Source organism: Pseudoclavibacter sp. AY1F1, assembly GCF_002931075.1.
Lineage (GTDB): Bacteria > Actinomycetota > Actinomycetes > Actinomycetales > Microbacteriaceae > Pseudoclavibacter.
This window is the reverse complement of the sequence record NZ_PSTQ01000002.1, coordinates 68357-93996: the sequence shown is the minus strand read 5'-3', so window position 1 is coordinate 93996 and position 25640 is coordinate 68357. Positions and strand designations below refer to the sequence as shown.

The 25640-nt window shown below is 68.0% G+C and carries 20 protein-coding genes and 1 tRNA gene; 11 read left to right on the top strand and 10 right to left on the bottom strand.

Annotation, left to right across the window (positions count from 1 at the left end; genetic code table 11):
* The first annotated feature begins 29 nt into the window (after window positions 1–29).
* Window positions 30–293, top strand: coding sequence for a hypothetical protein (locus C5B85_RS04600; RefSeq protein ID WP_146077844.1), 264 nt, complete (start codon window positions 30–32; stop codon window positions 291–293).
* Between the two features lie 88 nt (window positions 294–381).
* Here C5B85_RS04600 and C5B85_RS04595 read toward each other — a convergent pair whose 3' ends face one another.
* A complete protein-coding gene (locus C5B85_RS04595; protein ID WP_104284874.1) occupies window positions 382–1593 on the bottom strand; it encodes a carbamoyl-phosphate synthase large subunit in 1212 nt (403 codons plus the stop codon).
* 176 nt (window positions 1594–1769) lie between these two features.
* Between C5B85_RS04595 and C5B85_RS04590 the strand changes: the two genes are divergently transcribed.
* Entirely contained in the window at window positions 1770–2972 is a 1203-nt protein-coding gene (locus C5B85_RS04590) for a hypothetical protein (RefSeq protein WP_146077843.1), read from the top strand.
* A 178-nt stretch (window positions 2973–3150) separates the two neighbouring features.
* Window positions 3151–4305 (top strand): FAD-dependent oxidoreductase, encoded by a 1155-nt coding sequence (locus C5B85_RS04585; RefSeq protein ID WP_104284872.1) that lies wholly within the window; start codon window positions 3151–3153, stop codon window positions 4303–4305.
* Window positions 4306–4543: 238 nt separating this feature from the next.
* Here C5B85_RS04585 and C5B85_RS04575 read toward each other — a convergent pair.
* The 5 genes from C5B85_RS04575 to C5B85_RS04555 form a co-directional block, all read right to left on the bottom strand.
* Window positions 4544–4615: transfer RNA gene (locus C5B85_RS04575), tRNA-Gln, on the bottom strand.
* An 83-nt stretch (window positions 4616–4698) separates the two neighbouring features.
* The gene (locus C5B85_RS04570) at window positions 4699–5784 is read right to left on the bottom strand and encodes an NAD(P)/FAD-dependent oxidoreductase (RefSeq protein WP_104284871.1); all 1086 of its coding nucleotides are present in this window, start codon (window positions 5782–5784) and stop codon (window positions 4699–4701) included.
* A gap of 226 nt (window positions 5785–6010) precedes the next feature.
* Window positions 6011–7534 carry a glutamate--tRNA ligase gene (gene gltX, locus C5B85_RS04565; RefSeq protein ID WP_104284870.1) on the bottom strand — a complete coding sequence of 508 codons (1524 nt, stop codon included), beginning with the start codon at window positions 7532–7534 and terminating at the stop codon, window positions 6011–6013.
* Between the two features lie 41 nt (window positions 7535–7575).
* Entirely contained in the window at window positions 7576–8709 is a 1134-nt protein-coding gene (locus C5B85_RS04560) for a GNAT family N-acetyltransferase (RefSeq protein WP_104284869.1), read from the bottom strand.
* A 254-nt stretch (window positions 8710–8963) separates the two neighbouring features.
* Entirely contained in the window at window positions 8964–9734 is a 771-nt protein-coding gene (locus tag C5B85_RS04555) for a fumarylacetoacetate hydrolase family protein (RefSeq protein WP_104284868.1), read from the bottom strand.
* A gap of 84 nt (window positions 9735–9818) precedes the next feature.
* On the opposite strand from C5B85_RS04555, the gene C5B85_RS04550 reads away from it, so the two are divergent.
* The gene (locus C5B85_RS04550) at window positions 9819–10478 is read left to right on the top strand and encodes a hypothetical protein (protein WP_104284867.1); all 660 of its coding nucleotides are present in this window, start codon (window positions 9819–9821) and stop codon (window positions 10476–10478) included.
* Window positions 10479–10836: 358 nt separating this feature from the next.
* Here C5B85_RS04550 and C5B85_RS04545 read toward each other — a convergent pair whose 3' ends face one another.
* Window positions 10837–12438 carry an APC family permease gene (locus tag C5B85_RS04545; RefSeq protein ID WP_104284866.1) on the bottom strand — a complete coding sequence of 534 codons (1602 nt, stop codon included), beginning with the start codon at window positions 12436–12438 and terminating at the stop codon, window positions 10837–10839.
* A 201-nt stretch (window positions 12439–12639) separates the two neighbouring features.
* Between C5B85_RS04545 and C5B85_RS04540 the strand changes: the two genes are divergently transcribed.
* Window positions 12640–13950, top strand: coding sequence for an LCP family protein (locus C5B85_RS04540; protein ID WP_181064277.1), 1311 nt, complete (start codon window positions 12640–12642; stop codon window positions 13948–13950).
* Between the two features lie 202 nt (window positions 13951–14152).
* Here C5B85_RS04540 and C5B85_RS04535 read toward each other — a convergent pair whose 3' ends face one another.
* Genes C5B85_RS04535 through C5B85_RS04525 form a run of 3 tightly spaced genes read right to left on the bottom strand, consistent with a single transcriptional unit; the run spans window position 14153 to window position 18061 of the window.
* Window positions 14153–15733 (bottom strand): APC family permease, encoded by a 1581-nt coding sequence (locus C5B85_RS04535; RefSeq protein ID WP_104284864.1) that lies wholly within the window; start codon window positions 15731–15733, stop codon window positions 14153–14155.
* Window positions 15730–16638 (bottom strand): universal stress protein, encoded by a 909-nt coding sequence (locus C5B85_RS04530; RefSeq protein ID WP_104284863.1) that lies wholly within the window; start codon window positions 16636–16638, stop codon window positions 15730–15732. Before C5B85_RS04530 ends, C5B85_RS04535 begins: the two co-directional genes overlap by 4 nt.
* Before the next feature lie 52 nt (window positions 16639–16690).
* Complete coding sequence (locus C5B85_RS04525; protein ID WP_104284862.1) at window positions 16691–18061, bottom strand: NAD(P)/FAD-dependent oxidoreductase; 1371 nt, start codon at window positions 18059–18061, stop codon at window positions 16691–16693.
* Between the two features lie 180 nt (window positions 18062–18241).
* Between C5B85_RS04525 and C5B85_RS04520 the strand changes: the two genes are divergently transcribed.
* From C5B85_RS04520 to C5B85_RS04495, 6 genes are all read left to right on the top strand, one after another.
* The gene (locus tag C5B85_RS04520; RefSeq protein ID WP_258070584.1) at window positions 18242–18904 is read left to right on the top strand and encodes a TetR/AcrR family transcriptional regulator; all 663 of its coding nucleotides are present in this window, start codon (window positions 18242–18244) and stop codon (window positions 18902–18904) included.
* Window positions 18905–19026: 122 nt separating this feature from the next.
* Window positions 19027–20619, top strand: a complete 1593-nt coding sequence (locus C5B85_RS04515) for an NCS1 family nucleobase:cation symporter-1 (RefSeq protein ID WP_104284861.1) — start codon at window positions 19027–19029, stop codon at window positions 20617–20619.
* Window positions 20620–20622: 3 nt separating this feature from the next.
* Window positions 20623–21378: an aspartate/glutamate racemase family protein gene (locus C5B85_RS04510; RefSeq protein WP_104284860.1), complete on the top strand. Its 756-nt coding sequence runs from the start codon at window positions 20623–20625 to the stop codon at window positions 21376–21378.
* Entirely contained in the window at window positions 21375–22790 is a 1416-nt protein-coding gene (gene allB / locus C5B85_RS04505; protein ID WP_104284859.1) for an allantoinase AllB, read from the top strand. Before C5B85_RS04510 ends, allB begins: the two co-directional genes overlap by 4 nt.
* Window positions 22791–22903: 113 nt before the next feature.
* Window positions 22904–24016 (top strand): acetamidase/formamidase family protein, encoded by a 1113-nt coding sequence (locus C5B85_RS04500; protein WP_258070613.1) that lies wholly within the window; start codon window positions 22904–22906, stop codon window positions 24014–24016.
* Complete coding sequence (locus C5B85_RS04495; RefSeq protein WP_104284857.1) at window positions 24013–25638, top strand: AtzH-like domain-containing protein; 1626 nt, start codon at window positions 24013–24015, stop codon at window positions 25636–25638. Before C5B85_RS04500 ends, C5B85_RS04495 begins: the two co-directional genes overlap by 4 nt.
* Window positions 25639–25640 lie beyond the last annotated feature (2 nt).

The window sequence follows — 25640 nt, the reverse complement described above, 5'->3', positions numbered from 1 at the left end:
GTGGATGCACGCTGGCTAGGTTCGCGGGCATGGTTAATCTCAAGAAGCGGGTGTCCACTGTCATCGCCGGTGCCGTCGTCGCGGGTGGCCTCATGTTCGGCGGGGCGACCGCCGCCCAAGCCGTCACGCCGAACTACAGCGTCGGTCCGTTCGCGACGGTCAGCGACTGCGAGGCGGCGAAGATCACGTACATCTCCTCCTGGACGAAGATCAGCCAGGGATGCACGTACTACCCGCAGCAGGGCGGCTTCACCGACAACGGCTACTACTTCCATTACCGCGCGATCGCCTAGCCAGCTCCGCCTGACTCGACAATGCAAGGACGGTGCTCCTCACCATGGCTGGTGAGGAGCACCGTCGCGTGGACGCCAGGGCCGGGTGTCAGACGCGCTGCGCGTGCACAGCCTCGAGCGCCGCGAGGTCCTCGGGGAGCATCCCATCGATCGGCTCGCCGTTCCAGACGATGTCCGCGCCAAGGGCCGCGAGCAGCTCCTTGCGCTCGCCGTGCGAGAGCTGGGCCCCGTGCACGATCGTCGCGGGGCTCCACAGCATCGCGAGCTCGTCATGCCAGCCGGCGCCGACGTCCCGCACGTGCAGCAGGTCGTGGAGCGACTTCGGGAGGTGCTTGATGGGCTCGGCGAACGCATCCGCGAGCACGGCCAGCTTCACCTGACGCTCGACGCCGGGCGCAACCACGAACGTCTCCGGGTTACTGCCCTTGAACGCCTCCGAGACCTCTTCCGCCTCGAGCAGGATGACGCCGCTCGTGGGGCGCGGGTTGCATTCGATCGCGAACAGCCCGCCGTCGTTGTCGACGAAGTCGAACGAGAGCTGTCCCGTGTAGTTCGGGTCGAGGGTGTCGACGAGCTTCTGCGTGTAGTCGAGCGTCTCCGTGCTGTCGATCGCGAGGAACGAGATGCCGGTGCTGTGCGCCCACTGCTCGGGTGCCCGGTAGGTGCAGTGCGCCGTCACGCGGCCGTCCACCACGATGCTGTACGTGCAGATCATCGGTCCGTCCACGAACGGCTGCACGAGCCACGGCTGGTCGGGCGTCGGCACCGCGTCGTCCACCGACATCTTGCCGGCAAGCGGGCCGGTGTTCGTGAGCAGTCCCACGCCGCCACGCGAGAATGCGGCGCGCGCGAAGAATCTCGGGTACTTATCGATTGCCGCCTGCAGCTCCTCGGGGCTGTTCGCCACGATCGTCTCAGGCACGGGCACGCCGGCCTCGATGGCGAGGCGCTTGAAGCTGGCCTTGTCGTGCAGGCGGGCGAGCTGCTCGAACCCGCCGGTGAAGATGCTGGTGCCGTCAGGCAGCTCGTGTCCGCGGGCGGCGAGGTAGAAGGCTTCCTCGAACGTCGGAATGATGACGTCGATCTTGTGTTCTTCCACGATATTCACGAGGTCCTTGATGAACTCATCGGTGTTGAATCGCGGCGAGTTCGTCACGAAATGTCCGGCGAGAAAGCGGGAGTGGCTTCCGATGGCCCCCTCGTACGTATCGCTCGCGAACACCGTGTGCCCCGTGCTGCCGAGCTTGCGGATGAGGTCGAGCGCAAACGTGTTCCGGGAACTGGTGACAAGTACTCGCACGGGGGGATCCTCTCGAGGGGGAAGCGGGGTCACGTCAGCCTAGTGAAGTGGCCCCGCTCTCCCGACCCGGACATTCGAGAGGAAACTCCCCTTGGAACTCCCCGGATCGCCCTCACGAGCGGACTCCCCGCACGGCGCTCATCAGCAATGTCGGCGGCCGGTGCTGTACTGATCTCATGGAAACTCAGGGGTGGGTTGCGCTGAGCTTTGTGCTCGGGGCGGCAATCGCAGGCATCATCGCTCTCTTGCTTCGGATCCGTGCCAACAATCGCTGGCGGGCGACGCTCGAGGAGCGCCAGAACGCGGCCGAGGCCGAGCGGAAGGCGCTCAACGCCGAAGCCGAGCGCGCCTACACGGAGTTCCAGCAGCAGAAGCAGGCGGTGCTGGACGAGAGCGAGCAGCGCCTTGAGCGGCTCGCGTCAGAGCACGAAGTGGCGTTCGAAGACCGGCGGATGCTCGTCGACTTCCTCAAGGACCGCGCCCGTCGGTCCGTCGAGACGGAACTCGTGTCGCGCGAAGCCATCCTGCAGGCGAGCGCGACCCTCGGGCTCAACGGTGTCCTCGTGACGCGCACGTTCATCCTGGTCCAGCAGGGCATGAGCACTAACCGCCACGTCGTGCAGCTCGACCACGTGCTGCTCACCGACGCCGGCGCGCTCCTCGTCGACCACCGAGCCTGGGACGGCGTGATCTTCGACGGCGTTCGTCCAGGCGACGCCGTGCCTGCGTTTGCGCACCTCATCGACGACACGGCACTGCGTCCGCCCTTCGCACTCCAGATCGTCGGGAGCCGCGCCTCGGGTTCCGCCGACGAATCGAACCAGCCTGCGGACGGCGCCCTGCGTGTGATCACCCACCTCGGCGACACGTCGCCGCGAAGTCAGGCGCTCACGCAGGCGGCACAGCTCGCCCGATTCGCCGAGGAAGCCCTCGGCGAGGCGATCACCATCGACACTTGCGTCTTCTACTCAACTGCCACCGCTACCGTCCACACCGACGCCGCCTCCCTGACCCCATCCGCAGACCGCACCGCGGTCGTCTCCGACGAAGCGCAATTCCTCGACCTCCTCGTGCGCCGTGAACGTGCCAGACGCCGCCCCCTCGCCACGGAGCAGATCGAACAGCTCACTGCGCTGCTCCACGAGCAGGGCGCCAAGGTCGACGCGTTCGGCGACTACGCGCACCTGGCGTCCGCGGCCGAGCCGATCGACGACGGTGCGGCGCCAGCACCAGCGCCAGAACCAGAAGCAGCGGCAGCACCTGCACCGGAGGCGTCACCTGCGTCGGCACCAGCCGTGGATGCAACGGCAACGGAAGACCGGGTCGTGGTCTCCGCACCCGCGGAGCCCGCCGAAGCTGCGACTGCTGCCGCGAGGTAGTCCTGAATCCGCCACTCACGGCCCACGACATCAAGGAGAAGCAGCCGAAGTTAGAACTCTGAAGCCACGTGTGCTCGGATGACTTCCCGCATGGAGTCCGACGACCCGACGACGTTCGGGTTGGTAGCGTCCGGCGATGTTCCCCGTGCGACGGGGCCAGCCGAAACGGGAGCCGGACATGTCACTCACTGGGCAGATCGACGTCGAAGTCGTTGTCGTGGGCGGCGGGGTGATGGGCGCATCCGCTGCCTGGAGCCTCGCTCGCCGCGGAGTGAGCGTGGCGCTCATCGAGCGTTACGAGCCGGGCCATCGACACGGCGCATCCCACGGCGCGACCCGCAACTTCAACCCCGCCTACGCCGAGCCCCACTACCTCGAGCTCCTGCACCGAGCCCACACGCTCTGGCGGGAGCTCGAAGACGACTCAGGCGACGTGCTCCTCGACGAGATCGGCTTCATCGACCGCGGGTCTCGGCCTGCGGCACCCGGCAATGACGACGACCGGGCGGGCACCTTCGACTCCGAGGAGCTGCCAGCCGCGGTCGCGCAAGAGCGCTGGCCGCTGCTGCGCTTTGACGACGCCGTGCGGTTCTTCCCCCGCGGTCGCCTTTACGCCGACCGCACCGTGAACGCTCTGCATCGTCAGACGGCGGCTCACGGCGGAATCGTCCGGCACGGTCTGCGCGTCACCGACGTCACGCCGCGGGCCGACCATGAGGTGAGCGTCTCGGCGCTCGGAGCGGAGGGCGAGGCCGTCTCGATCAAGGCCCGCCGCGTCATCGTCGCAGCAGGGGCTTGGACGCAGAAGCTCCTCGGCGCGCACCTGCCCTTGCCACCGCTCGTCGTCACGCAGGAGCAGCCGGCGCACTTCAGCGTCCGACCGGAGTTCGCCGCAGCAGCCGAGCTCCTCCCCTCCTTCAACCTCCGCAGCGCCGCGATCGGCGGCGAGTGGTGGCCATCCGGCATCTACGGGATGCACACGCCGGGCGAGGGCATCAAAGTCGGCTGGCACGGGGTCGGCCCCGTCACCGATCCCGACCAGCGGAGCTTTACCGCAGACCCCGACCAGCTCGAGCAGCTGCGCGAATACGTTCGGCAGTGGGTCCCGGGCGCGGATGCGGAGACTGCAGTCGACATCAGCTGCACCTACACGACAACTCCGGACTCGGGCTTCATCCTCGACAGCTCCGGCCCCATCGTCGTCGGCGCGGGCTTCTCGGGGCACGGCTTCAAGTTCGCGCCGGCCGTCGGCGAGGTGCTCGCGAACGTCGCGCTGGGACGCGCACACGCGGCCCCGCACTTCTCGCTCGCCCGCGCTGGAATCTTCCGCTGAGCCTGCGCCCGCGCCTGCACCCATGTCTGCACCCGCGCCCGCGCGTCTCGGGCCGGGTCCGGGTCCGGGTCCGGGTCCGGGTCTGCGTCTGGATTTGACGCCTTTGCGCGAGCGACTCCGCAGAGCTTGAAGCAGGAACAGATCTTGAGGCGGGAACGCGAAAGGCCCCGCTCGGCGGGGCCAATTCGTGTCGTACAGGACTGCGCGAAATTCAAGAACTGTGGGAAGTTCAAACTTGCTGGGGTACCTGGACTCGAACCAAGAACAAAGGTACCAGAAACCTCCGTGTTGCCAATTACACCATACCCCACTGGCACCGAAGCGCCTCAGAGAGCATAGCGCACTCCCGGAGGCTGATCAAATCAGCGTGGCGCGGGGCGCTCAGGACCGGACCTACAGGCCGAGCAAATCCCTATCGACGGCCATACCGGTCTGCGCCCCGTTGCCTGCAGCGACGATCAGCATCTGCGGGCCAGGACCCGTCAGCTCGCCCGTCGCGTAGATGCCGGGCACGCTGGTACGGCCGTGCGCATCCGCCGCCACCAGGCCAAGCCCATCGAACTCGATGCCGAGCTCGCTCGCGAAGTCGAGCTTCGCGACGTAGTTCGGGCGCACGAAAACCGCTTCGGCCGTCACGACGTCACCGTCGGCGAGCGCAACGCCTGTGACCCCACCCGGCCCGCCTTCGACGTCGACGACCTCGCGGGTCTCGACGACAACACCACGCTCCAGGAGGTCCAGCTCCTGCAGCGCACCCAGCTGCCTCTCCCCCGCGAACACCGTGAGGGCACCGCTGAAGCGCGTGAGCTGGACGGCACGCTCGTACAGGTCGGTCACCCCTGGCGCCGCGATGACCGAGACTCGGCGATCGCGCTGCGTCCAGCCGTCGCACTCGACGCAGCTGTGGATGCTCGTGCCGTAGAACGCGCGCAACATGGGCAGGGCCGGAAGCACCTCGGTGAGGCCCGTCGCCAGGATGACTGAACGGGCGAACACGGCGCGGGCCGGGGTGCCCCGCACGCCCTTCGCCTCGACGGCGAACCGGTACGGCACACGCACGCCGTCCCGACGACGCGACGCGACCTCGCGCGGATCCGCGCTGAAGCTCAGCCCATCAGCGACGGGCACACCACCCGCCACGAACGCGAACGACCCCTCGAACGCGGCCCCCTGTGAGGCTCCGGCGCCCGCCGCCTCGCCGTCGCTGAGGGTACGCACCCGTGTCACCTGGGCGAACTGAATCTCCGCATCCTCATAGGCCACGACGTCCTCCCGCCCGAGCCGCCGCAGCTCGTTCGGGGCCGTGTGGTCGCGGGTGAGGAAGCCGTGCGCCTCGAGCGTCGCCGAATGCCGTGGCCTGTTGCCGTCGAGCACGAGCGTCGAGTAGCGGTGGCGCGCGAGAATCAGCGCGGCCTGCAGCCCCGCGGGGCCGCCCCCGATGACAACGACGTCGTAGTGCGTTCCCAACGCCTCAGTCATGCAGTCCTCCCGGAGTCTCGCGCCCGCCAGCTCGGCCGAACGGGCATCCACTGAGGTTAGCCTCACCCGTCACGACGTGCGAGGGCGGCGCGAGTCGCGGCGGTTTCACGCAAGGCTCCGGCGCGCTGAGCGCGCGACGCCGCGACTCCACGACGCCACCACTCCCACCCCGCCACGCCATGCCTCCACTCCGAAAACTAGTCTCGGGGTGGATGCGCGTCGCGAACTACGCCGCGAGACGCGAGACGAGCGAGCGGATACGTGCGAGCGACTGCTCGCGGCCGAGCAGCTCGAGCGACTCGAAGAGGGGCGGGGAGATCTTGCGGCCGGAGACGGCGACGCGGATCGGCCCGAACGCGACGCGCGGCTTGAGGCCGAGCCCGTCGATGAGGGCGCCGCGGAGGGCAGCCTCGATCCGCTCGGTGGTCCACGCATCCGGCGCGTCGAGCGCGTCGAGTGCCGTGATGGATGCGTCGAGCACACCCGTCACGTCGCCCTTGAGCGAACCGACGGCCGTGTCCTCGACCTCGAGGTCGGCGGCGTCGACGAAGAGGAAGCCGAGCATCTCGGGGGCCTCGCCGAGGAGCTGCATGCGCTCCTGCACGAGGGGCGCCGCGCGCCCGAGGAGCTCGAGCTGCGCATCCGTCGGCTCGAGCGACAGCACGCCGGCGAGCTGCAGCGGAGCGACGAGGCGAGACGCGAAGTCGTCGGCAGCGAGCAGGCGCATGTGCTCGCCGTTGATGGCCTCGGCCTTCGTGAGGTCGAAGCGTGCCGGGTTCGGGTTGACGTCCTCGACGTCGAACGCGACGACCATCTCGTCCATCGTGAACACGTCACGGTCGGCGGCGATCGACCAGCCGAGCAGCGACAGGTAGTTGAGGAGGCCCTCCGGAAGGAAGCCGCGGTCTCGGTGGTGGAAGAGGTTCGACTCAGGGTCGCGCTTCGAGAGTTTCTTGTTGCCCTCACCCATGACGTACGGCAGGTGGCCGAAGCGCGGAATGAACTCGGCGACTCCCACGTCGATGAGCGCGTGATACAGCGCGATCTGGCGCGGCGTCGACGAGAGGAGGTCCTCGCCGCGGAGCACGTGGGTGATGCCCATGAGCGCGTCGTCGACGGGGTTCACGAGCGTGTACAGCGGCTTGCCATTCGGCCGGACCAGCACGAAGTCGGGGAACGAGCCCGCCTTGAACGTGATCTCGCCGCGCACGAGGTCGTCGAACGAGAGGTCGGTGTCCGGCACACGCAGGCGCAGTGCCGGCTCGCGACCCTCCTCCTTGAGGCGTGCGATCTCGTCGGCAGACAGGTCGCGCTCGTAGTTGTCGTAGCCCATCTTCGGATCGCGACCGGCCGCGATGTTGCGCGCCTCGATCTCCTCGCCAGTCGCGAACGACTCGTACAGGTGGCCGGCATCGCGGAGCTTCTGAATGACGTCGAGGTAGATGTCGGTGCGCTGCGACTGGCGGTACGGCTCGTGCGGGCCGCCGACGTTGACGCCCTCGTCCCAGCCGAGGCCAAGCCAGCCGAGACCGTCGATGATCTGCTGGTAGCTCTCCTCGGAGTCGCGCTCCGCATCCGTGTCCTCGATGCGGAACACGAAGGTGCCGCCGGTGTGCTTCGCGTACGCCCAGTTGAAGAGGGCCGTGCGGATGAGCCCGACGTGCGGGGTGCCCGTGGGAGACGGGCAGAAGCGGACGCGGACATCGCTGCCCGTTGCGGTGGTTACGAGCGAAGAAGAGGATGCAGTCATGAGGCCCCCAGCTTACCGGGGCGCGGCCAGGCGCTGGGCGATCAGTCCAGTGTCTTCCGCCAGGCGCCTTCGCTGACGAACAGTCGGAAACCGAGCGCCTCGTTGACGTCGAGCATCGGGCGGTTCTCCTCGGCGTTGTAGGTGTAGACGCGCTCGGTGGCTGGCGACAGCAGGCGCCACGCGAGCAGGTTCTCGGCCTTGACGAGCATCCCCAGCCGGTGCCCCCGGTGTTCGCGCAACACGAGCGTGTCCTCCTGGTCGGCGCGCTTCGTGCCGTCGTCGAAGCGCTGCAGCTCCGTGAAGGCCACGAGTTGCCCGCTTGGCACATGCTCGATCGCGCCGACAAGCACCTGGTCGCCTCGGGCGAGCGCCGTCGCCTCGAGCTCGTCGCGCACCCGCTTGGCGTCCCACTGCTGCTCGTCCTCGGCCAGGTCCCCCTGCGGCGCATCGGTACTCATGCGGGCCTTCAACTGTGCGTAGTCGTCGACGTACTCGTCTGGCGTCGGGTAGGTCCACGACACGTAGCGGTAGTCGTCGCCCACCGCCTCGCGAGCCTCGTCCCGGAGCGCCCGCAGCGCCGGGTCGTGCTCCTCACCCAACTCGAGCACGCTCATCCGCTCGACCTGACCGAGCTGGAAGCCGCGCCGCACGAGCATCTGCGCGGCCGCATCGAGAGCCGGCACGTCGCCGACACCGGTGGGCGACGGGATGCGCGGACCCACGACTTCCCGATGCACGACCCAGGTGCGGATCTCGGTGCGACCCGCCTCCCGCGCCAGTCGCTCCCCCACCTCATAGGCCGCGGACCCGAACCCGCGACCCCGCGCATCCGGGTGTATCTCGAGCATGACCTTCGCCATCTCGACGTCCTCGGTCAGCGGGAGGTCGAGGAGCACGCGGCCGACAAGCCGCCCGTGCTCTCGGATGAGCCGCCCGTCCCTGCGTTCGTAGTCACTCGGCTCGTAGCCGGGCAGCAGCACCTCAGCTGGCAGGACGAAGTCGTCGCTGGCATAGGTGTCCCGCGCGACGGCGTTGCGCAGCGCGGTCATCTCATGGAATGGCCCGGCCGAGGCGTCGTCGAGGGACGCGGGAATCGGGAGGGGCTCGGCGGTGAACCCGTCCGGGGCAGTGCGGGCGGTGGCAGAACTGCCGGTGGCAGTGGTATCGGACGACATCGAAGGGCTTCCTGTTGGCGCGGTGAAGCTGCAACATCGCAGCCGGCAAGGGTATCGAAGGCCCAGCACGCACCTCAAGGGGCGGCGTGTCGACCGGCAAGCCCCCGCGCATCCACACGCACGGCACCGCGTTCACCGTGGGACACGAAATCGCTGCCAGCCGTTTCCCCCTCTACGAACATCGTTAGAGGGGAAACGGCTGGCAGCGATGGGCTGGCGAGACGCCGGCGAACTGCGTGAGGCTCGCGCGGCGGCTAGCGCGCCGTGACGGGGTTCGAGAGCGAGCCGATGCCCTCGATCGTGCACGTGACGGTGTCACCCTTCGCCAGCGGACCGACGCCCGCGGGCGTGCCCGTGAGGATGATGTCGCCGGGCAACAGCGTGAAGACGCTCGAGGCGTATTCGACGAGCTTGGCGACCGAGGTGATCATCTGCGAGAGGTCGCCTTCCTGGCGCAGCTCCCCGTTGACCTCCGCCGTGATCCGCCCGCTGGACGGATCGAAGTCGGTCTCGATGATCGGCCCGAGCGGGCAGAACGAGTCGAAGCCCTTCGCGCGAGCCCACTGGCCGTCGCTCTTCTGCAGATCGCGGGCAGTGACGTCGTTGGCGATCGTGTAGCCGAAGATGACCTGGCCGGCGTCGGACGCGGGCACGTTGCGGGCCACCTGGCCGATGACGACGGCGAGCTCCGCCTCGTGATCGACGCGCTCCGACTGCGGCGGCAGGACGATGGGGTGACGCGGACCGATGACCGAGGTGTTCGGCTTGAGGAACATCATGGGAGCCTCGGCGTCCTCGTTGCCGAGCTCGTTCGCGTGCTCCGCGTAGTTACGTCCGAAGCCGATGACCTTCGAGCGCGGCAGCACCGGCGACTGGAGCTGCACCTGGTCGATCGGGATGCGTTCGTCGAGCGTCTCGTAGCCGAGGTAGAGGGGGTCACCCGCCAGCTTGACGTAAACCTTCTCCTCCTCGTCGAGGATGCCGAAAGTGAGCTGACCCTGGTATTCGAAGCGCGCGATCTTCACCGGGCCAGCCTACAGCCCCCTGCTATCTACGTGGCAGGGTACGATAGGACCGGTCCATGCACAGCTCAATGAAATGGAGACCCTGTGGCCATTAGTAGGCGCCGACAGTTAAACGTCCAGAACCAAGAGCGCAAGAGCTGGGCGTCGGCAATACTGAGAACACTCCTGGCCTTCATAGCGCTTTTCGCCTTCTTCGCAATTGCTCGATTCCTCTTGTCATCTTGGCTGCCTGAGATCGACGCGGAGAATCTAGTCGAGGAGTCGGGCGCAGGCCTATCAGTAGAGCGGGTTCCACTGCCACTCCCTGACGGCACAATCCCTGTACTGCCCGCCGACTGGCCACCCCCGCAGGTCTCCGGGGAGTTCGTCGCAAGCCTCGACGCCGCTTCTCGACTCTCTCTGCTTGCTAAAGAGACGTTGACCGTCACCCTGGGAATCACTCTCGTCTGGCTGACGGAATGGTCCACTCGAGCCTGGCTCCACCTGACCCCTCCCGGCACCTCTCAGCCTCTGCGGATCTTGGCATTGCTCGGCGTGCCGCTGTCCGGCATGGCCATTAGCCTGCTTTTCCTAGGTTTCGGAACTTCATCGGCGATTGGACTCTGGGAGGGCGAGGGAGAACTCGTCAGAGCATCTGTCGACACCAGCGTGCTCACCCTCGCGGCATCGTTCCTTGTTGGCCTCGGCGTTGAGACGTATCGCAAGCGTTCAATTCTACGTAGGTTAAGCGCCTATAACTCCTGAGAAACGCCGCGCATGGCGCGGCGGCCCCGGGTCCGACAGCCCCATCCGGGAGAGCTGACAGCTCGCGTTCCTCAGACACGTCGCGCTCTACGACCTCAGAGCCCGTAACCGGGATGGCCGGAGGATCGACTCGTCGCCTCAGCCCGTTCGGGCAGTCCAATCCCGATCGCCTTCTCACGGTGCATCGAACCACGGCAATGACTGGCGCCTTGATGCCCCCGTGGGCTGCCGACGGCGACCAAACCTCACACCCCCCTCCGAACAACCCTGGACTCACAGATGACGTCCCGCGCTCCGGCAAGACTGTCCAGCCATGCGAACACGCCCGCTGCTCTAAAGCACGAGGCCCGCCCGACGCCTACTGCAGCGCGGGGGCCGGCTCGGCGTCGCCGTCTGCGCCCGTCTTGATGGTCTCGCCGCGGAAGAAGCCGGGGCTGCGGAAGTACTGCACGACCATGAGGACGACGCCGAGGAGCAGCACGCCGATGCCGAGCACGAACACGAGGCCGATGCCGTCCTGGGCAATGCCGTCGGCGTCGTAGCTCGTCGCGAAGATCGCTGAACCGGAGCCGAACGACGGCGAGAGCGACGCCCTGGCGGTCTCGAAGAAGAAGTACAGCAGGGCGAGGCCGCCGAGCAGCGGGAACACGAAGCGGAAGAACACGTTGCGCGTCGACGCGAACAGGGAGCGGCGGAAATACCAGACGCAGGCGAGCCCCGTGACGCCGTAGTAGAAGCAGACCATGAGGCCGAGGGCCGCGATCGTGTCCCAGAGCGCGTTCTCGGAGAGCAGTCGAAGCACGATGTAGAAGACGATGGCGGCGATGGCCGAGGCGATGGTCGCGACCGACGGCGACTTGAAGCGCGGGCTGACGCTCGCGTACGACTTCGGCAGCGCACCGTAGTGCCCCATGGCGAGGAGCGTGCGCGACGGCGACACCATGGTCGACTGCAGCGACGCGGCCGAGCTGAACATGACGGCGACGGTCATGAGCAGCGCGAACGGCCCCATGATCGGCTCGGCGAGCGTGGCGAGGATGCTCTCCTGGTTTTCTGGGTTTCCGGCTCCGAGCCCCACTTCGCCGATGCCCGCGTAGGCGAGCACGGCGAGTGTCATGAGCACGTAGATGGCGACCATGACGAAGATCGTGAGCATGGATGCGCGGCCCGGCGTTTTCTCCGGGTCCTTCGCCTCCTCGTTCATCGTGATGACCGTGTCCCAACCCCAGAAGAGGAAGATCGACAGGGAGACGCCGGCCGAGATCGCGGCGAGCGAGCCCACCTCGAACGGGTTGAACCACGACAGCTCGACGGGTGTCGCGTCGAACGCTGTGCCGTTCCCGACGTGCACAAACGCGGCGATGATGAACCAGACGATCGCGATGAGCTGCACCACGACCAGCACGTACTGCACCTTCTTCGTCGACTCCACACCGCGGTAGGAGATCCACGCCGCCAGGGCCGTGAAGATCACAGTCATGGGAATGTTGATCCACAGCACTCGCGTCAGTTCGGCGAGCTCCGGGTTCTGGAAGATCTGCGCCAGCATGATGAAGAAGAAGTCGACGGCGACGGCCGCCAGGTTGGAGAGCACGAGGACGGTGGCGGCGATAAGCCCCCATCCGCCCATCCACCCGATCCAGGGGCCGAACGCGCGGGTCGCCCACGTGAACGACGTGCCCGAGTCCGGCATCGCCGTGTTGAGCTCGCGGTAGCCGAAGACGACCAGCAGCATGGGGATGAAGCCGACCATCATGATAGCCGGCGTGTACACCCCGACCTCCGCGATGGTGGGGCCGAGCCCCGACGTGACGGCGTAGGCGGGCGCGATGCAGGAGACGCCGATGACGGCCGCCCCGAGCACGCCGACCTTGCCAGCTGAGAGGCCCTTGGCGCTCAGTCCCCCGCCGTGCAGCTCTTCGTTGAGCTTCGCGGCCGCTGAGGATTCCGAAGTTGTCATTTGGTGATGATGGCCCATCCCCGCAGAGCCGTCAATGGGCCGAAACGGCCCGGAAATATAACGTGAATCGACAGAAAGGCCAGCGGCTGCTCGACCCCACTCGGTTTGCATTCCGACGGAGCGCGCGAGACATTGGCAACTGCCAGCGCGTGTCCTCCCCCTCGACCGATGGTGGGCATCAACCTCGAAGCGAGAGGGACCATGAAGAGGCCCACAGACCCGCACCCCGCCGTCGAGACCCTGCTAGACGGTGAGGGCGACGACCAGCCGAAGCTCGCGACGAGATCGCAGCGACGCGCATCCACCCCCTCCCTCCGCCGCCCGAGCACTGGCCACGGCCGCCACGCGTCGCGGCGCAGACGGACAAGCGCGAAGTTCCTCCGACGCCGACTCATGGTCGCGGCGGCCGCCGTCGTCTGCGTGACCATGGTCGCCGGCGTCAGCTTCGTCTCGGCGACCTACTTCCAGGTCGTCGGCAACCTCGCCGACAACTCCGTCGGGCGCGCCGACGGCACCGGCACCGAGATCTCCGGATGGGACGGCGCCGTTAACATCCTGATCATGGGCTCCGACTCGCGAGCCGGGCAGACGAGCGCCGACTACGGCGAGGCCGGAGGGGCCAGGTCCGACGTCATGATGCTGCTGCATGTGTCGGCCGATCGCGAGGACGCGACCCTCATCAGCATCCCGCGCGACACGATGCTGCCGACCCCGGAGTGCACAACGCCAGAGGGCAACCTCGTGCCGGCACAGGAGGCCGCCCAGATCAACGCCGCGCTCGAGAACGGCCCCTTCTGCTCGCTCGACACGATCCGCGCCTTCACGGGACTCTCGATCGACCACTTCATCGTCGTCGGCTTCGACGGCGTCATCGGCATCACGGAGGCGATCGGAGGTGTCGACGTCTGCGTCGAGAACGACATCGCCGACGACTACTCCGGCCTCTACATGACGGCGGGCACGCACAGCCTGCAGGGCGAGGCGGCCCTCGCGTTCCTGCGCACCCGTCACGGATTCGCCGATGGCAGCGACCTGGGGCGCATCCAGGCCCAGCAGGCGTTCCTCGCTTCCCTCGCCAGGAAGGTCACGAGCGCAGGCACGCTCACGAACCCCGCCGCCCTCTACGGGCTCGCCGACTCCGCATCGAAAACCATGACCGTCGACGAGGCGCTCGCGCAGCCCAGCAGCCTCGTCGCCCTGGCACAGACGCTCGCGAACGTCGACCTGAACCGCATCGTCATGCTGCAGCTGCCCGTCGTCCCTTACTGGGCCGACTCGAATCGAGTGGAGCCCCTGACGGAGGAGACCGACGCCATCTTCGCGACGCTGCGGGCCGACCTCCCCCTGTCTTTCCAGGACGACGCGGCACCGGATGCGCCCGCCCAGCAGGTCCCTGACACCCCGGAAGATGCGGCCCAGTCCGGCGAAGTGGGGGATGCGCCGAGCGAGCCGCTGACGCTCTCGGACGACATCGTCGGCCGGACGGCGGAGGACACCACCTGCGCGAGCTGACCGAGCGCGAGCACTGCAGGACAAAGCGCACGAAGTGAAAAACACAGAGCGCACGAAGTGAAAAACGCAAAGCGCACGAAGTGAAAAACACAGAGCGCACAGACAGAAACTGGAGTTGTGCACCCCGATCGACTGACCGGGATGCGCAACTCCAGTTTCTGTTTCTGTCTCCGACCCGGGATCGGGCCGGGCGGGAGTGCAGCTAGTCCTTCAGCACCTCGATGGATTGCGTGTCGCGGTCGTTGCCGACCTGGATCGTCTCCCCGCGGAAGAACGCGGGGTTCCTGATCGACTGCACGACCATGATGACGACCCCGAGCAGCAGCACCCCGATGCCGAGCACGAACACGAGGCCGATGCCGTCCTGCGCGATGCCGTCAGCGTCATAGCTCGTCGCGAAGATCGCGGAGCCGGAGCCGAACGACGGCGAGAGCGACGCCACTGCCGTCTCGTAGAAGAAGTACAGCAGGACGATGCCCCCGAGCAGCGGGAACAGGAACCTGAAGAAGAAGTTCCTCGCTGAGGTGAAGAGGCTGTGCCTGAAGTACCAGACGCAGGCGAGCCCCGTGACGCCGTAGTAGAAGCAGATCATGAGGCCAAGGGCCGCGATCGTGTCCCACAGTGCGTTCTCGGAGAGAAGCCTCATGACGACGTAGAAGACGACGGCGGCGATAGCTGACGCCAGCGTCGCAACCGACGGCGACTTGAAGCGCGGGCTGACTTCCGCGAAGCGCTTGGGCAACGCCCCGTAGTGCCCCATGGCGAGGAGCGTGCGGGACGGGGAGACCATCGTCGACTGCAGCGACGCAGCAGACGACGACAGGATGGCGATCGACATCAGCAGGGCGAACGGACCCATGACGGGGCCGGCGAGCGCCGCGAAGATGCTCTCCTGATTCTCCGGGTTCCCGGCTCCGAGGCCCTCGGTGCCGATGCCCGCGAAGACGAGCACTGCGAGGGTCGTGAGCAGGTAGATGACCATGATGATGATGATCGTGAGCATGGCGGCGCGGCCCGGGGTCTTCTTCGGGTCCTTCGCCTCCTCGTTCATCGTGATGACCGTGTCCCAGCCCCAGAAGAGGAAGATCGACAACGAGACGCCGGCGGCGACCATTGACATGTCCCCGAGTTCGAAGGGGTTGAACCAGGACAGCTCGACGGGCGTCGGGTCGAAGGCGGTGCCGTTGTTCAGGTGCATGAAGGCGGCGATGATGAACCAGGCGAGCGCGATGAGCTGGAACGCGACGAGCCCGACCTGGATTTTCTCGGTCGCTTCGACGCCCCGATAGGAGATCCACGCGGCAAGCGCCGTGAAGAGGATCGTGACGGGGATGTTGATCCACAGCACCGTCGTGAGGTCGGCGAGTTCCGGATTCTGGAAGATCTGCGCCAGCAGGATGAATAAGAAGTCCACGGCGACGGCCGCGAGGTTGGAGAGGACCAGGACGGTTGCCGCGATCAGCCCCCATCCGCCCATCCAGCCGATCCACGGGCCGAACGCCCGCGAGGCCCAGGTGAAGGTCGTGCCCGAGTCTGGCATCGCGGAGTTGAGCTCGCGGTAGCCGAAGACGACGAGCACCATCGGGATGAAGCCGATGAAGAGGATCGCGGGTGTCTGCACTCCGACCTGCGAGATGGTCGGCCCGAGGCCCGAGGTCAGCGTGTACGCCGGGGCGATGCACGAGACGCCGATGATGGTGGCGCCGATGACGCCGACTTTGCCGGCGGAGAGGCCCTTGGAGCTGAGCCCGCCCCGCTCGGTGTCGTTTCCTGCTGTGCTCATTGCTGGGTCGCCTGTTCTGGGGTCTTCGGAGGCTCTGCGGGCTGCGCCGCGCGCGGCACGACGATGATCGGCACGGTCAGCACGCGTAGCAGACGTTGCGCGCGAGCGCCGAGGAAGATGCGGCCTCCCTGAGCGAGACGGCTGGAGCCGACGAACGCGACGTCGCCCGGCTTCCAGTTGGCGCGCTCGAGGGCGGCTTCGAGGCTCTCGCCCTCAACCGTCTCGACCGTGGCCTTGCCCGACTCGAGGAGCGCCTCGGCGCGGCCGGCGAGCACTGCACCGCCGAACTCGCGCACGAACTCCTCGACCTCCTGCACCTGGCTCGGCGGCACCCGGTCGAGCTGCACCAGCGAGAGCAGGCGGAGCTGCACGTCACGCTGGAGCGCGCTCTCGACGGACGTGCCGATGAGCGCGGCGGCTCCCGAGCGGGTCCCGAACAGCGTCGTGATGCGCGTGACGGGTCCTTCCTCGGCGAAACCGGCCGGTGCGAGCGCCACGGGAACGGGCGAGGCATGCAGGAGCGTGGATGCGACGGTCCCGACCGTGAACTGGCGCAGCAGCGCCGTCGTGGCCGCCCCGATGGCGATCGCCACGGCACCAAACTCCGAGGCCACGTCGAGGAGGCCCTGCGCCTCGCTGGACGCGCTGCGCACCACCCCCTTCGCGGCGATGCCTGCAGGCACCTGCGCGAGGGCTTCGCTCATCCACGTGTCGATCTGCTTCCCGATGATGCCGTCGGCGTCGTCGAGCGGCAGCGGGTGCGTGCCACTGTACGGCGACGTCTCCGGGGTGATCATCGCGACGATGAGTTCCGTGTCGGTGCCCTTGGCTAGGAAGGATGCGAGGGCGAGAGCGTCATGCCCTCGGTCGCTCGCGATGTAGCCCACTACGAAACGCTGCGTCATGCTGCCTCTCCAATTTTTGGGATGTTGGCTGATTTCAGGATGCCGAGGGCGCTCAGGACCCGAGGATGCGCTTCGCCGTAGCTTCGCCCATCCGCACGGCGCCGTCAACGTGCTGGTAGCCCTCGGCCGCGAGGTCGGAGCTCGACCAGAAGATGGGGCCGACCGGGTCGTGCTGGATGGCGCCCCAGCGGGCGAGCCCACCGAGGTCGTAGCTCGTGGCGTAGGCGCCGCGGGTCCACTCTTCTGCGCCGAAGTCGGAGAGGTAGAAGACTTCGGGGTCGAGTGCCTTCGGTCCGAGGAACTCGGCCACGGCCCCGAGGATCGCGGCCTTGCGCTCGTCTTCGCTCAGCGCCCACATGGCTTCAGCTGCCTCGTCGGTGATGAAGCCGACCAGCGTGCCGCGCTCGTCCTCGTGGTTGGTGTTGTCGTAGACCTCCTGCACGAGGTGGCCAGCGCCGAACGAGGTGCCGCTGAGGCCGTCTTCGCGCCAGAACGGCGTTGCGTACGTGGCGTGCAGCTTGATGACGAGGCCCATGGAGATGTGCTGGTGCACGATCATCTGCGTGCGCGGCAGCGCCGGCACGAACGAGACGCGAGAGTAGAGGTTCGGCGGCACGGCCATGATGGCATGCTGCGCCTTGACGGTGATGTGGTCGGCGACCGCCGTGACGGGTGCGGCATTGCCTGCACCGTTGTCTTCCCAGTGGAGGAAGCGCACGGGGTTGTTGAGGAACACGACGTCGTCGCCGAGCTCCGCGGCCATCTGCTGGCTGACCGACTGCATGCCGCCGACGACGCGCTTGTCGAGAATGAAGCTTTCATCGACGAGGTTCGAGAACGAGCCGGCGGATGCGGCCATGAGCACAGCCTGCAGGGCGGAGAACGCGAACGCCGGCTTGGTGAGCATGCCGCCGGCGACGAACAGGCCGATGTTGTTGCAGGCCTCCTCATCGGTGGACTGCTGGCGCAGCCAGTGGTGGAACGAGATGGTGTCGAGCTCGCGAGCCTTGGCGTGCGCCCACGGTTCGACGGCGCCGATTTCGGCGGCGAGGCCGTCGAGGATCTCGATCATGCGGTCCATCTCGGCGGCGGTGTGCTCGCTGACGGGGAAGGTGTCGCCCTCGTAGACGGTGCGCTCGCCCTTGGGGCTGATGTAGACCGATTTGCCCTCGCGGTACCGAGAGAAGGTGTCCTTGCCGAGCTCCTCGAGGAGGGCGAGCAGGGCCGTCTGGTCGGGAGAGACCCACTGGCCGCCGATCTCGAAGAACTGGCCGTCGATGATGTTGCTCCAGGTGCGGCCGCCGACTCGGTCGCGCGCCTCGAGGACGGCGACGGTCTTGCCTGCCTGCGTGAGGCGCCGCGCTGCGGTGAGGCCGGATGGGCCAGCTCCGATGATGACGACGTCGCGTTCGATGGTCTGCATTTTCGCTCTTTCCGTTGTGACAGCACCAAGCGCCCTGGCTTCGCCGTCGAAGTGACTCAGGGCGGTGGCAAGGTTGTGGCCGAGCCGCCCAAATAAACAGGATTAATTTACGTTAGTCCAGACCGCCCTCGTGGACAAGCCGCATTTGCGAGGCGATATGGTCGGGTGACGGGAGGACCTGTGAGCATCAGCGATCATGTGCAGTCTGACGGACAACGGCGTGCTGGGCGACCCCGCACGCGCATCCTCACGCAGAAGCGCATCACCGACGCCGCCATGCGGGTCGCCACCCATGAGGGCTACGACTCCCTGACGATGGCGAAGCTCGCCAAGGCGCTCGACGTGACCCCAGCCGCGCTCTATAACCACGCGCATTCGAAGCGGCAGATTCTCCGCTGGATCGAGGACCGCCTCATGGCGGCCGTCGACGCCTCCGCGTTCGAGACCGAGCCGTGGGATGCGGCCCTGGCGGCGTGGGCACGCAGTTACCGCCTCGTCATGAAAGAGCACGATTCGCTCGTCGAGGCGATCGCCAAGATGCCGGTCGCCGGCGCGACCGACACGCTCGCGATGTACGAGAGGGTCGCATCAGGGCTCCGTCAGGCGGGCTGGCCAGACGCGAGCATCATGCCGGCGATCGTCGCCATCGAGTCGTTCATCTACGGCTCCGCGTACGACCTCAACGCCCCCCTCGACATCTTCGACCTCGGAGAGCACGCGGATGCGGCACCGACGCTCGCGGCATCCGTCGCGGCGCACTCCCCCGAGGCCCTGCGTGAGCAGGCGTTCGAGCGAGGCCTCGAGGCGCTCGTCCGCGGGCTCGGCGTGGCAGCGGGAGCCTGACACCGCGCCTCCCCTTCGCGCACTGCGTGAAGTGCTCACTGAACAGTCAAGCCGTCCGTGGATTTACACGAGCGTTACATTGCAGAAACCTCCGGACAAGCGTGAAGTCATAACTTCAACGCATGACCGATCAACTGGCACAGACTGGCGCATCCAGCACCGCGCGCGCCGCCGACACCGCGGCCGACACCGCGGCGCACCTCGCGGACGACGTCAACATGAAGCCGAGCTACGACCCGCGGCTCGCCAACGAGGACCTCGCTCCCCTGCGCAAGCAGCGCTGGGGCTCCTACAACATCTTCGCCTTCTGGATGTCGGATGTGCACAGCGTCGGTGGCTACGTCACGGCCGGCAGCCTCTTCGCCCTCGGCATCGCGAGCTGGCAGGTGCTGGTGGCGCTCATCGTGGGCATCCTCATCGTGCAGTTCTTCACGAACCTCGTCGCCAAGTCCAGCCAGAAGACAGGCGTGCCGTACCCCGTCGTGAACCGCGCCATCTTCGGCGTCAAGGGCGCCAACATCCCCGCGATCATTCGCGGCCTCATCGCGATCGCCTGGTACGGCGTGCAGACGTTCCTCGCCGCGGAGTCGCTCAACATCGTCTTCCTCAAGTTCATCCCGGCAAGCGAGGTGCTGCGCACCGACTACTCGTTCCTCGGGCTCTCGGCGCTCGGCTGGATCTCCTACGCCATCCTCTGGTTCGCACAGGCGGCACTGTTCTGGGGCGGGATGGAGTCCATCCGCCGCTTCATCGACTGGGCGGGACCTGCCGTCTACGTCGTCATGATCGTGCTCGCCATCTACCTCGTCAGCCAGGCGGGATGGGAGAACATCGACTTCAACCTCTCCGCGGGTGAACCACTCGACTTCTGGGCGTCCATCCCGGTCATGTTCACCGCCATCGCCATCGTCGTCTCGTACTTCTCCGGCCCGATGCTGAACTTCGGCGACTTCTCGCGGTACGCGAAGAGCTACAAGGCCGTCAAGAAGGGCAACTTCCTGGGCCTGCCCCTCAACTTCCTGTTCTTCTCGATCCTGACCGTGCTCACCGCGAGCGCGACGGTTCCCGTGTTCGGCGAGCTCATCACCGACCCGATCCACACGGTCGAGCGCATCGACACGCACTTCGCGATCTTGCTCGGCGGCCTCACGTTCGTCACGGCGACCGTCGGCATCAACATCGTCGCGAACTTCATCGCCCCTGCCTTCGACTTCTCGAACGTCGCGCCGAACAAGATCAGCTGGCGCATGGGCGGCATGATCGCCGCCGTCGGTTCCGTGCTCCTCACCCCGTGGAACTGGTACAACAACGACGCCGCAATCCAGAACACGCTCGGTGTGCTCGGCGCGCTCATCGGCCCGCTCTTCGGCATCCTCATCGCCGGGTACTTCGTGATCGGCAAGCAGCGCATCAAGGTCGACGAGATGTTCACGATGAGCGAGACGGGCGCGTACTGGTACAAGCGGGGTTTCAACCCGAACGCGGTCTGGGCGATGGTGCTCGCCGGGGTGCCGACCGTCGGGATCGCGGTGCTGACGCGTCCGCTCGCCGAGGCGGGCATCCTCGACCTCAGCTACCTCGCCGACTTCAGCTGGTTCATCGGCTGCGGCCTCGGCTTCGCGCTGTTTGTCCTCTTCGAGCGCCGCCGCCCGCTCATGCCGACGTTCGAGGGCGAGACGGCCGGCATCTCCGACGGATCGATCGAGGAGGACTGACCTGTGCGCATCACCCTCATCAACCCGAACACCTCGGTCGCGATGACGCAGAAGGTCGAGGCCGCCGCCCGGGAGGTGGCGGGCCCTGGCGTCGAGATCGTGGCCGTGTGCCCGGCTCCCGGCGAGGGACCCGAGGCCATCGAGAGTCACTTCGACGAGGTGCGAGCGGCATCCGTCGTCGTCGAGCTCATCGAGCGTGACCTCGCGGCTGGCGGGAGCGACGGCTACGTCATCGCCTGCTTCGGCGACCCGGGCCTGGACGCCGCGCGGGAGCTCCTCGATGTGCCCGTGGTCGGCATCGCGGAGGCCGCCATGCACGTAGCTGTACTCACGGGCCGCACGTTCGGCATCGTCACGACCCTCTCGCGCACCCTCGGCCGCGCCGACGACCTCGTACTGCGGTACGGCTTCGAACGGGCGTGCGTCTCGGCGTATGGCACGGGAATCCCCGTACTGGCGCTCGAGGAGACCGGGTCAGCCGCCTTCGAGGAGATCGCGGCATGGTGCGAGCGAGTGGTGCGCGAGGACGGAGCCGACGCCGTGGTGCTCGGATGCGCCGGCATGGCCGACCTGTGCGCTCGGCTCTCCGAGCGGGTCGGGGTGCCCGTCATCGACGGCGTTGCGGCCTCGGTCGGGCTCGTCGCGGCGATGTCCCGGATGGGTGCTGGCACAAGCAAGCGCGACGAGTACGCGAGGCCAGGCAGGGCCCGGCCGTTGCCAACGGTTCAGGTGCAGGACCGCGCCGTGGTGATCGCGTGAGGATCGCCGCCGAACGGGTCTTCATCGACGGCGCCTTCGCCCCCGCGACGGTGTCCGTCGAAGGTGGCGTCTTCACGGGCCTCGGGCCGTTCGATCCAGGCGCCGATGTTGTCCTACCTCCTGCCCAGGTGCTCCTGCCAGGGCTCGTCGACACGCACGTCCACCTCAACGAGCCGGGGCGCACGCACTGGGAGGGCTTCGCGACCGGCACGGCGGCCGCTGCCGCCGGCGGGGTCACGACCGTCGTCGACATGCCCCTCAACTCGATCCCCGTCACGACGACCGTCGACGCGCTCGAGACGAAGCGCGCCGCGGCCGCGGGCCAGCTCGCCGTCGACCTCGCCTACTGGGGCGGCGCAGTCCCCGAGAACCTCGGCGCGCTGCGGCCCCTGCTGGCGGCCGGGGCCGTCGGCGTGAAATGCTTCCTCGCGCCGAGCGGCATCGACGAGTTCGGCCACCTGTCGTTCGCCGACCTCGAGCTTGCTCTTGCCGAGCTCGCGGACATCGACGGTCTCCTCATCGCTCACGCCGAGCTCGAAGCGCACCTCGGCGAGGCGTCCGGCCCCGTCTTCTCCGACTTCGTGGCTACGAGGCCCCCCATCGCCGAGGTCGAGGCGGTCCGTGCGGTCGTCGACGCCGCGAGGCGCACGGGGGCCCGCGCGCACATCGTGCATGTCTCCGCCGCCGAGGCGCTCGACGTCATCCGCGACGCAAAGGCCGAGGGTGTGCGCATCACGATCGAGACGTGCCCGCACTACCTGAGCCTCAGAGCCGAGGAGGTGCCCGACGGCGACGGGCGCTTCAAGTGCTGCCCGCCCATCCGTGGGACCACGAACCAGGACGCCCTCTGGGAGGGGGTCATCGACGGCACGATCGACGCGATCGTGAGCGACCACTCCCCCGCGACCCTCGAGCTCAAGGGCGGGCCCGACCTCGGCACGGCGTGGGGCGGCATCGCCGGCCTGCAGACCGGGCTCATCGCGGTCTGGACGGAGGCGCGGCGGCGCGGCATCCCCCTCGAGTCGATCCTCCCGCTTTTCACGACCGGTCCAGCCGGCCTCGTCCGGTTCGCTGACCGCGGCCGCATCGCGATCGGCGTGCCCGCGCATCTCGCGGTCTTCGAGCCAGAGCTCGAGCACACCCTCGAGGAGGGTGACCTCGAGTACCGCACCAAGATCAGCCCGTGGCACGGGCAGCGGATGCACGGGGCCGTCGTCGCGACGTACCTGCACGGTGAGCAGATCTACACTCGCGCCGAGGGGCTCTCCGCACGACGCGGGCGCGAGGTGCTCGCCCCGGCCGCACCGGCCGCACCGACGGCGGCCGGGCTGGACCGCAAAGCCGGGCTGGACCGCAAAGCCGCGCTGGAACACAAAGCCACGCTGGAACTCAAAGAGGAGCAGACCGCATGACCGCCACCGGAACAACCGCCGCGGCAGGCATCGCGCACGGAGGTGCGAACGCGGTTGCAAACGCGAACGCGAACGTCTTCGGCGTGGGCGCGGCCACCCCGGCCTTCGCCCCGATGCCGATCCTGCAGCCTGGCGCCTCCCTGCGAGAGGGCACAAGCTACCTGCCTTCCGGGCGGGCGACCTCGCTCTGGGGTCGACTCCCCAGTCGGGACGACGCACCCGTGCTCACGATCGAGCCAGGCGCCACCGTCGTCATCGACACCGTGAGCCACGAGGGCCTGCTCCCCGACCAGGGTCAGGACCCTGTCGCATTCTTCGGGAAGCACGGCGTGCATCCCGACGCCGTGCTGCTCGACGCCATCGAGATCGCCCGAGACTCGGCTCGCGACGCCGCGCACGACGGCCCGCACGTCGTGACAGGCCCCATCGCCATCCGCGGCGCGCAGCCAGGCGACCTGCTGCGCATCACGGTCGTGAAGCTCGAGCCTCGCGTGCCGTACGGAGTCGTCTCGAACCGCCACGGCAAGGGCGCACTGCCAGGCGTGCTGCCGAGGAGCGGCACGACCGTGAGCGTCTTCACGCCCGTCGAGGAGCGCGACGGCAGCCTCGTGGGCACGATGCCGCTCACCGAGGGCGGCACCCGCAGCGTGGCCTTCCCACTCGCCCCGTTCCTCGGCACCATGGGCGTCGCTCCTGCGGAGGGCGGCCGTCTGCACTCGGTGCCTCCGGGCCCATACGGCGGCAACATCGATATCAAGCTCCTCACCGAGGGCAGCGTGCTCTACCTGCCCGTCCAGGTCGCCGGCGCGCTCGCCTATGTCGGCGACCCGCACTTCGCGCAGGGCGACGGCGAGGTCGCACTGACCGCGCTCGAAGCCTCCCTTCGCGCGACGCTCACCTTCGACGTCGTCCCGGCCGCGGATGCGCGCCGCGAGTTCGGCGACATCACCGGCCCACTCGTGCGCACCCCCGACTACCTCGTGCCGACCGGCCTCGACCCAGACCTGAACGTTGCCATGCGCCACTGCGTGCGAGCATCCCTCGACCTGCTGCACGCACGGTGGGGAATGGACGAGCACCTCGCCTACGCGTACCTCTCGGCGGCAACCGACTTCGATATCTCGCAGGTCGTCGACGTCGTCTGCGGCGTGCACGCGCGCATCCGGGAAGCCGACTTCGCCGACGTCCCGACGGGCGACGACTCGCAGACAGGAGCAGCCGAGTGACCGCACCCACACCACCAGCCGAGCTCCTCGCGGCCTACGAGGCCTACGAGCGAGCCGTGCAGGCGAATGACCTCGACGAGCTCGACGCTTGGTTCGCGCCCGGCTCCGAGACGATGCGCGGCGACGACGCCGGACTCCTGGTCGGACACAACCAGATCAGCGCCTTCCGTTCGCAGCGCGGCGGGGTCGCGAAGCGCACGATCGAGAGCATCGAGTACCGCCCCCTGGCGGACGGAATCGCGCTGCTCGTGTCCACCTCGCTCTTCGCCACGGGCGGCCGCGGCCTCCAGACCCAGCTCTGGCAGCTCCTGGATGGCGGCTGGCGCATCACCGCCGCGCACGTCACGCCGAGGCCGCGCGCCTTCGACCGCTCGATCTGGCGCACCGTCGGCGACCCGCTCTTCCAGGGAGCGTGGGAGGGGCCGCTTCTGGGACTGACGGTTGCCGTGAAGGACCTCTTCGCGATCCGCGGCTACCGCATCGGCGCAGGCAACCCGGCCTACCTCGACTCGGCGAAAGCCGAGACGAGGACAGCCCCCGCCGTGCGTGACCTGCTGCGCGGCGGCGCTTCGCTGCGCGGCATCGCCCGCACCGACGAGTTCGCGTACTCGATCGCCGGCGACAACGCGCACTTCGGCACCCCGCCGAACGCCACCGTTCCCGGCGCGCTGCCTGGCGGGTCGTCGAGCGGCCCCGCATCCGCCGTCGCTCTCGGGCAGGCTGACATCGGCCTCGCGACCGACACGGCAGGCTCGGTGCGCATCCCAGCCTCCTACCAGGGGCTCTGGGGCCTGCGCACGACCCACGACCTCGTCCCCCGGCAGGGCCTGCTGCCGCTCGCGCAGTCGTTCGACACCGTCGGCTGGCTCACGCGCGACGGCGAGACGCTGCAGGGCGTCGCCGACTGGTGCCTCTCCTACGAGGGCTCCGACTCGACCGCGAGCGCCGCGGGACAGCGCGGCGACCACCTGCCCGCCCGCTTCCTCGTGCCGACGGAGATCCTCGCGGCTGCCTCAGCCGAGACCTTGGCTGCCTTCGAGTCCTGGCTGCTTGAGCTCGAGACAAGCGGTGTGCTGGATGCCCCGGTCGAGCGCGTCTCGATCGGCGAACTCGCGAGCTACCAGGAGCCATTCCGGGTCGTGCAGGGCGCGGAAGCCTGGCGCAACAACCGGCGCTGGCTGCAAGAGCACCCAGGTTCCACGGGGCCCGCCGTCGCGGAGCGCTTCGCTGCCGCCGCCCACATCACCGATGCGCAGGAGCAAGCGGCGCGCGACGCCCTCGCCCCGCTCAAGGCGCGCCTCGAGACGCTCGTGGGTGACGCCGTGCTGCTCTTCCCGACCGCGCCGGGTGCCGCACCGAGCCGCACCGCCGACGCCGCCACGATCGACGCGATCCGCACCGCCACGCTGCGGATGACAACCCCGGCGGCGGTCGCCGGCCTCCCCGCGCTCTCGGCCCCGCTGCTCCGCGTGCCCACTGCGATGGGTGCGCCGACAGCCCCCGTCGGCGTCTGCCTCGTCGCACGGGCCGGGTCCGACATGGCCCTCGTCCGACTTGGCCGGCAACTCGCATCCACTGCCGCATCCACCCCGACTTCCACCCCCGCCGCCGCAGGCGAGTGAGC

Excerpts from the sequence above, each read along its gene's own strand:
- C5B85_RS04600 (WP_146077844.1), top strand. The coding sequence starts at position 30 with ATGGTTAATCTCAAGAAGCGGGTGTCCACTGTCATCGCCGGTGCCGTC.
- C5B85_RS04590 (WP_146077843.1), top strand. The coding sequence starts at position 1,770 with ATGGAAACTCAGGGGTGGGTTGCGCTGAGCTTTGTGCTCGGGGCGGCA.
- C5B85_RS04585 (WP_104284872.1), top strand. The coding sequence starts at position 3,151 with ATGTCACTCACTGGGCAGATCGACGTCGAAGTCGTTGTCGTGGGCGGC.
- C5B85_RS04570 (WP_104284871.1), bottom strand. The coding sequence starts at position 5,784 with ATGACTGAGGCGTTGGGAACGCACTACGACGTCGTTGTCATCGGGGGC.
- gltX (WP_104284870.1), bottom strand. The coding sequence starts at position 7,534 with ATGACTGCATCCTCTTCTTCGCTCGTAACCACCGCAACGGGCAGCGAT.
- C5B85_RS04560 (WP_104284869.1), bottom strand. The coding sequence starts at position 8,709 with ATGTCGTCCGATACCACTGCCACCGGCAGTTCTGCCACCGCCCGCACT.
- C5B85_RS04545 (WP_104284866.1), bottom strand. The coding sequence starts at position 12,438 with ATGACAACTTCGGAATCCTCAGCGGCCGCGAAGCTCAACGAAGAGCTG.
- C5B85_RS04540 (WP_181064277.1), top strand. The coding sequence starts at position 12,640 with ATGAAGAGGCCCACAGACCCGCACCCCGCCGTCGAGACCCTGCTAGAC.
- C5B85_RS04535 (WP_104284864.1), bottom strand. The coding sequence starts at position 15,733 with ATGAGCACAGCAGGAAACGACACCGAGCGGGGCGGGCTCAGCTCCAAG.
- C5B85_RS04530 (WP_104284863.1), bottom strand. The coding sequence starts at position 16,638 with ATGACGCAGCGTTTCGTAGTGGGCTACATCGCGAGCGACCGAGGGCAT.
- C5B85_RS04525 (WP_104284862.1), bottom strand. The coding sequence starts at position 18,061 with ATGCAGACCATCGAACGCGACGTCGTCATCATCGGAGCTGGCCCATCC.
- C5B85_RS04515 (WP_104284861.1), top strand. The coding sequence starts at position 19,027 with ATGACCGATCAACTGGCACAGACTGGCGCATCCAGCACCGCGCGCGCC.
- C5B85_RS04500 (WP_258070613.1), top strand. The coding sequence starts at position 22,904 with ATGCCGATCCTGCAGCCTGGCGCCTCCCTGCGAGAGGGCACAAGCTAC.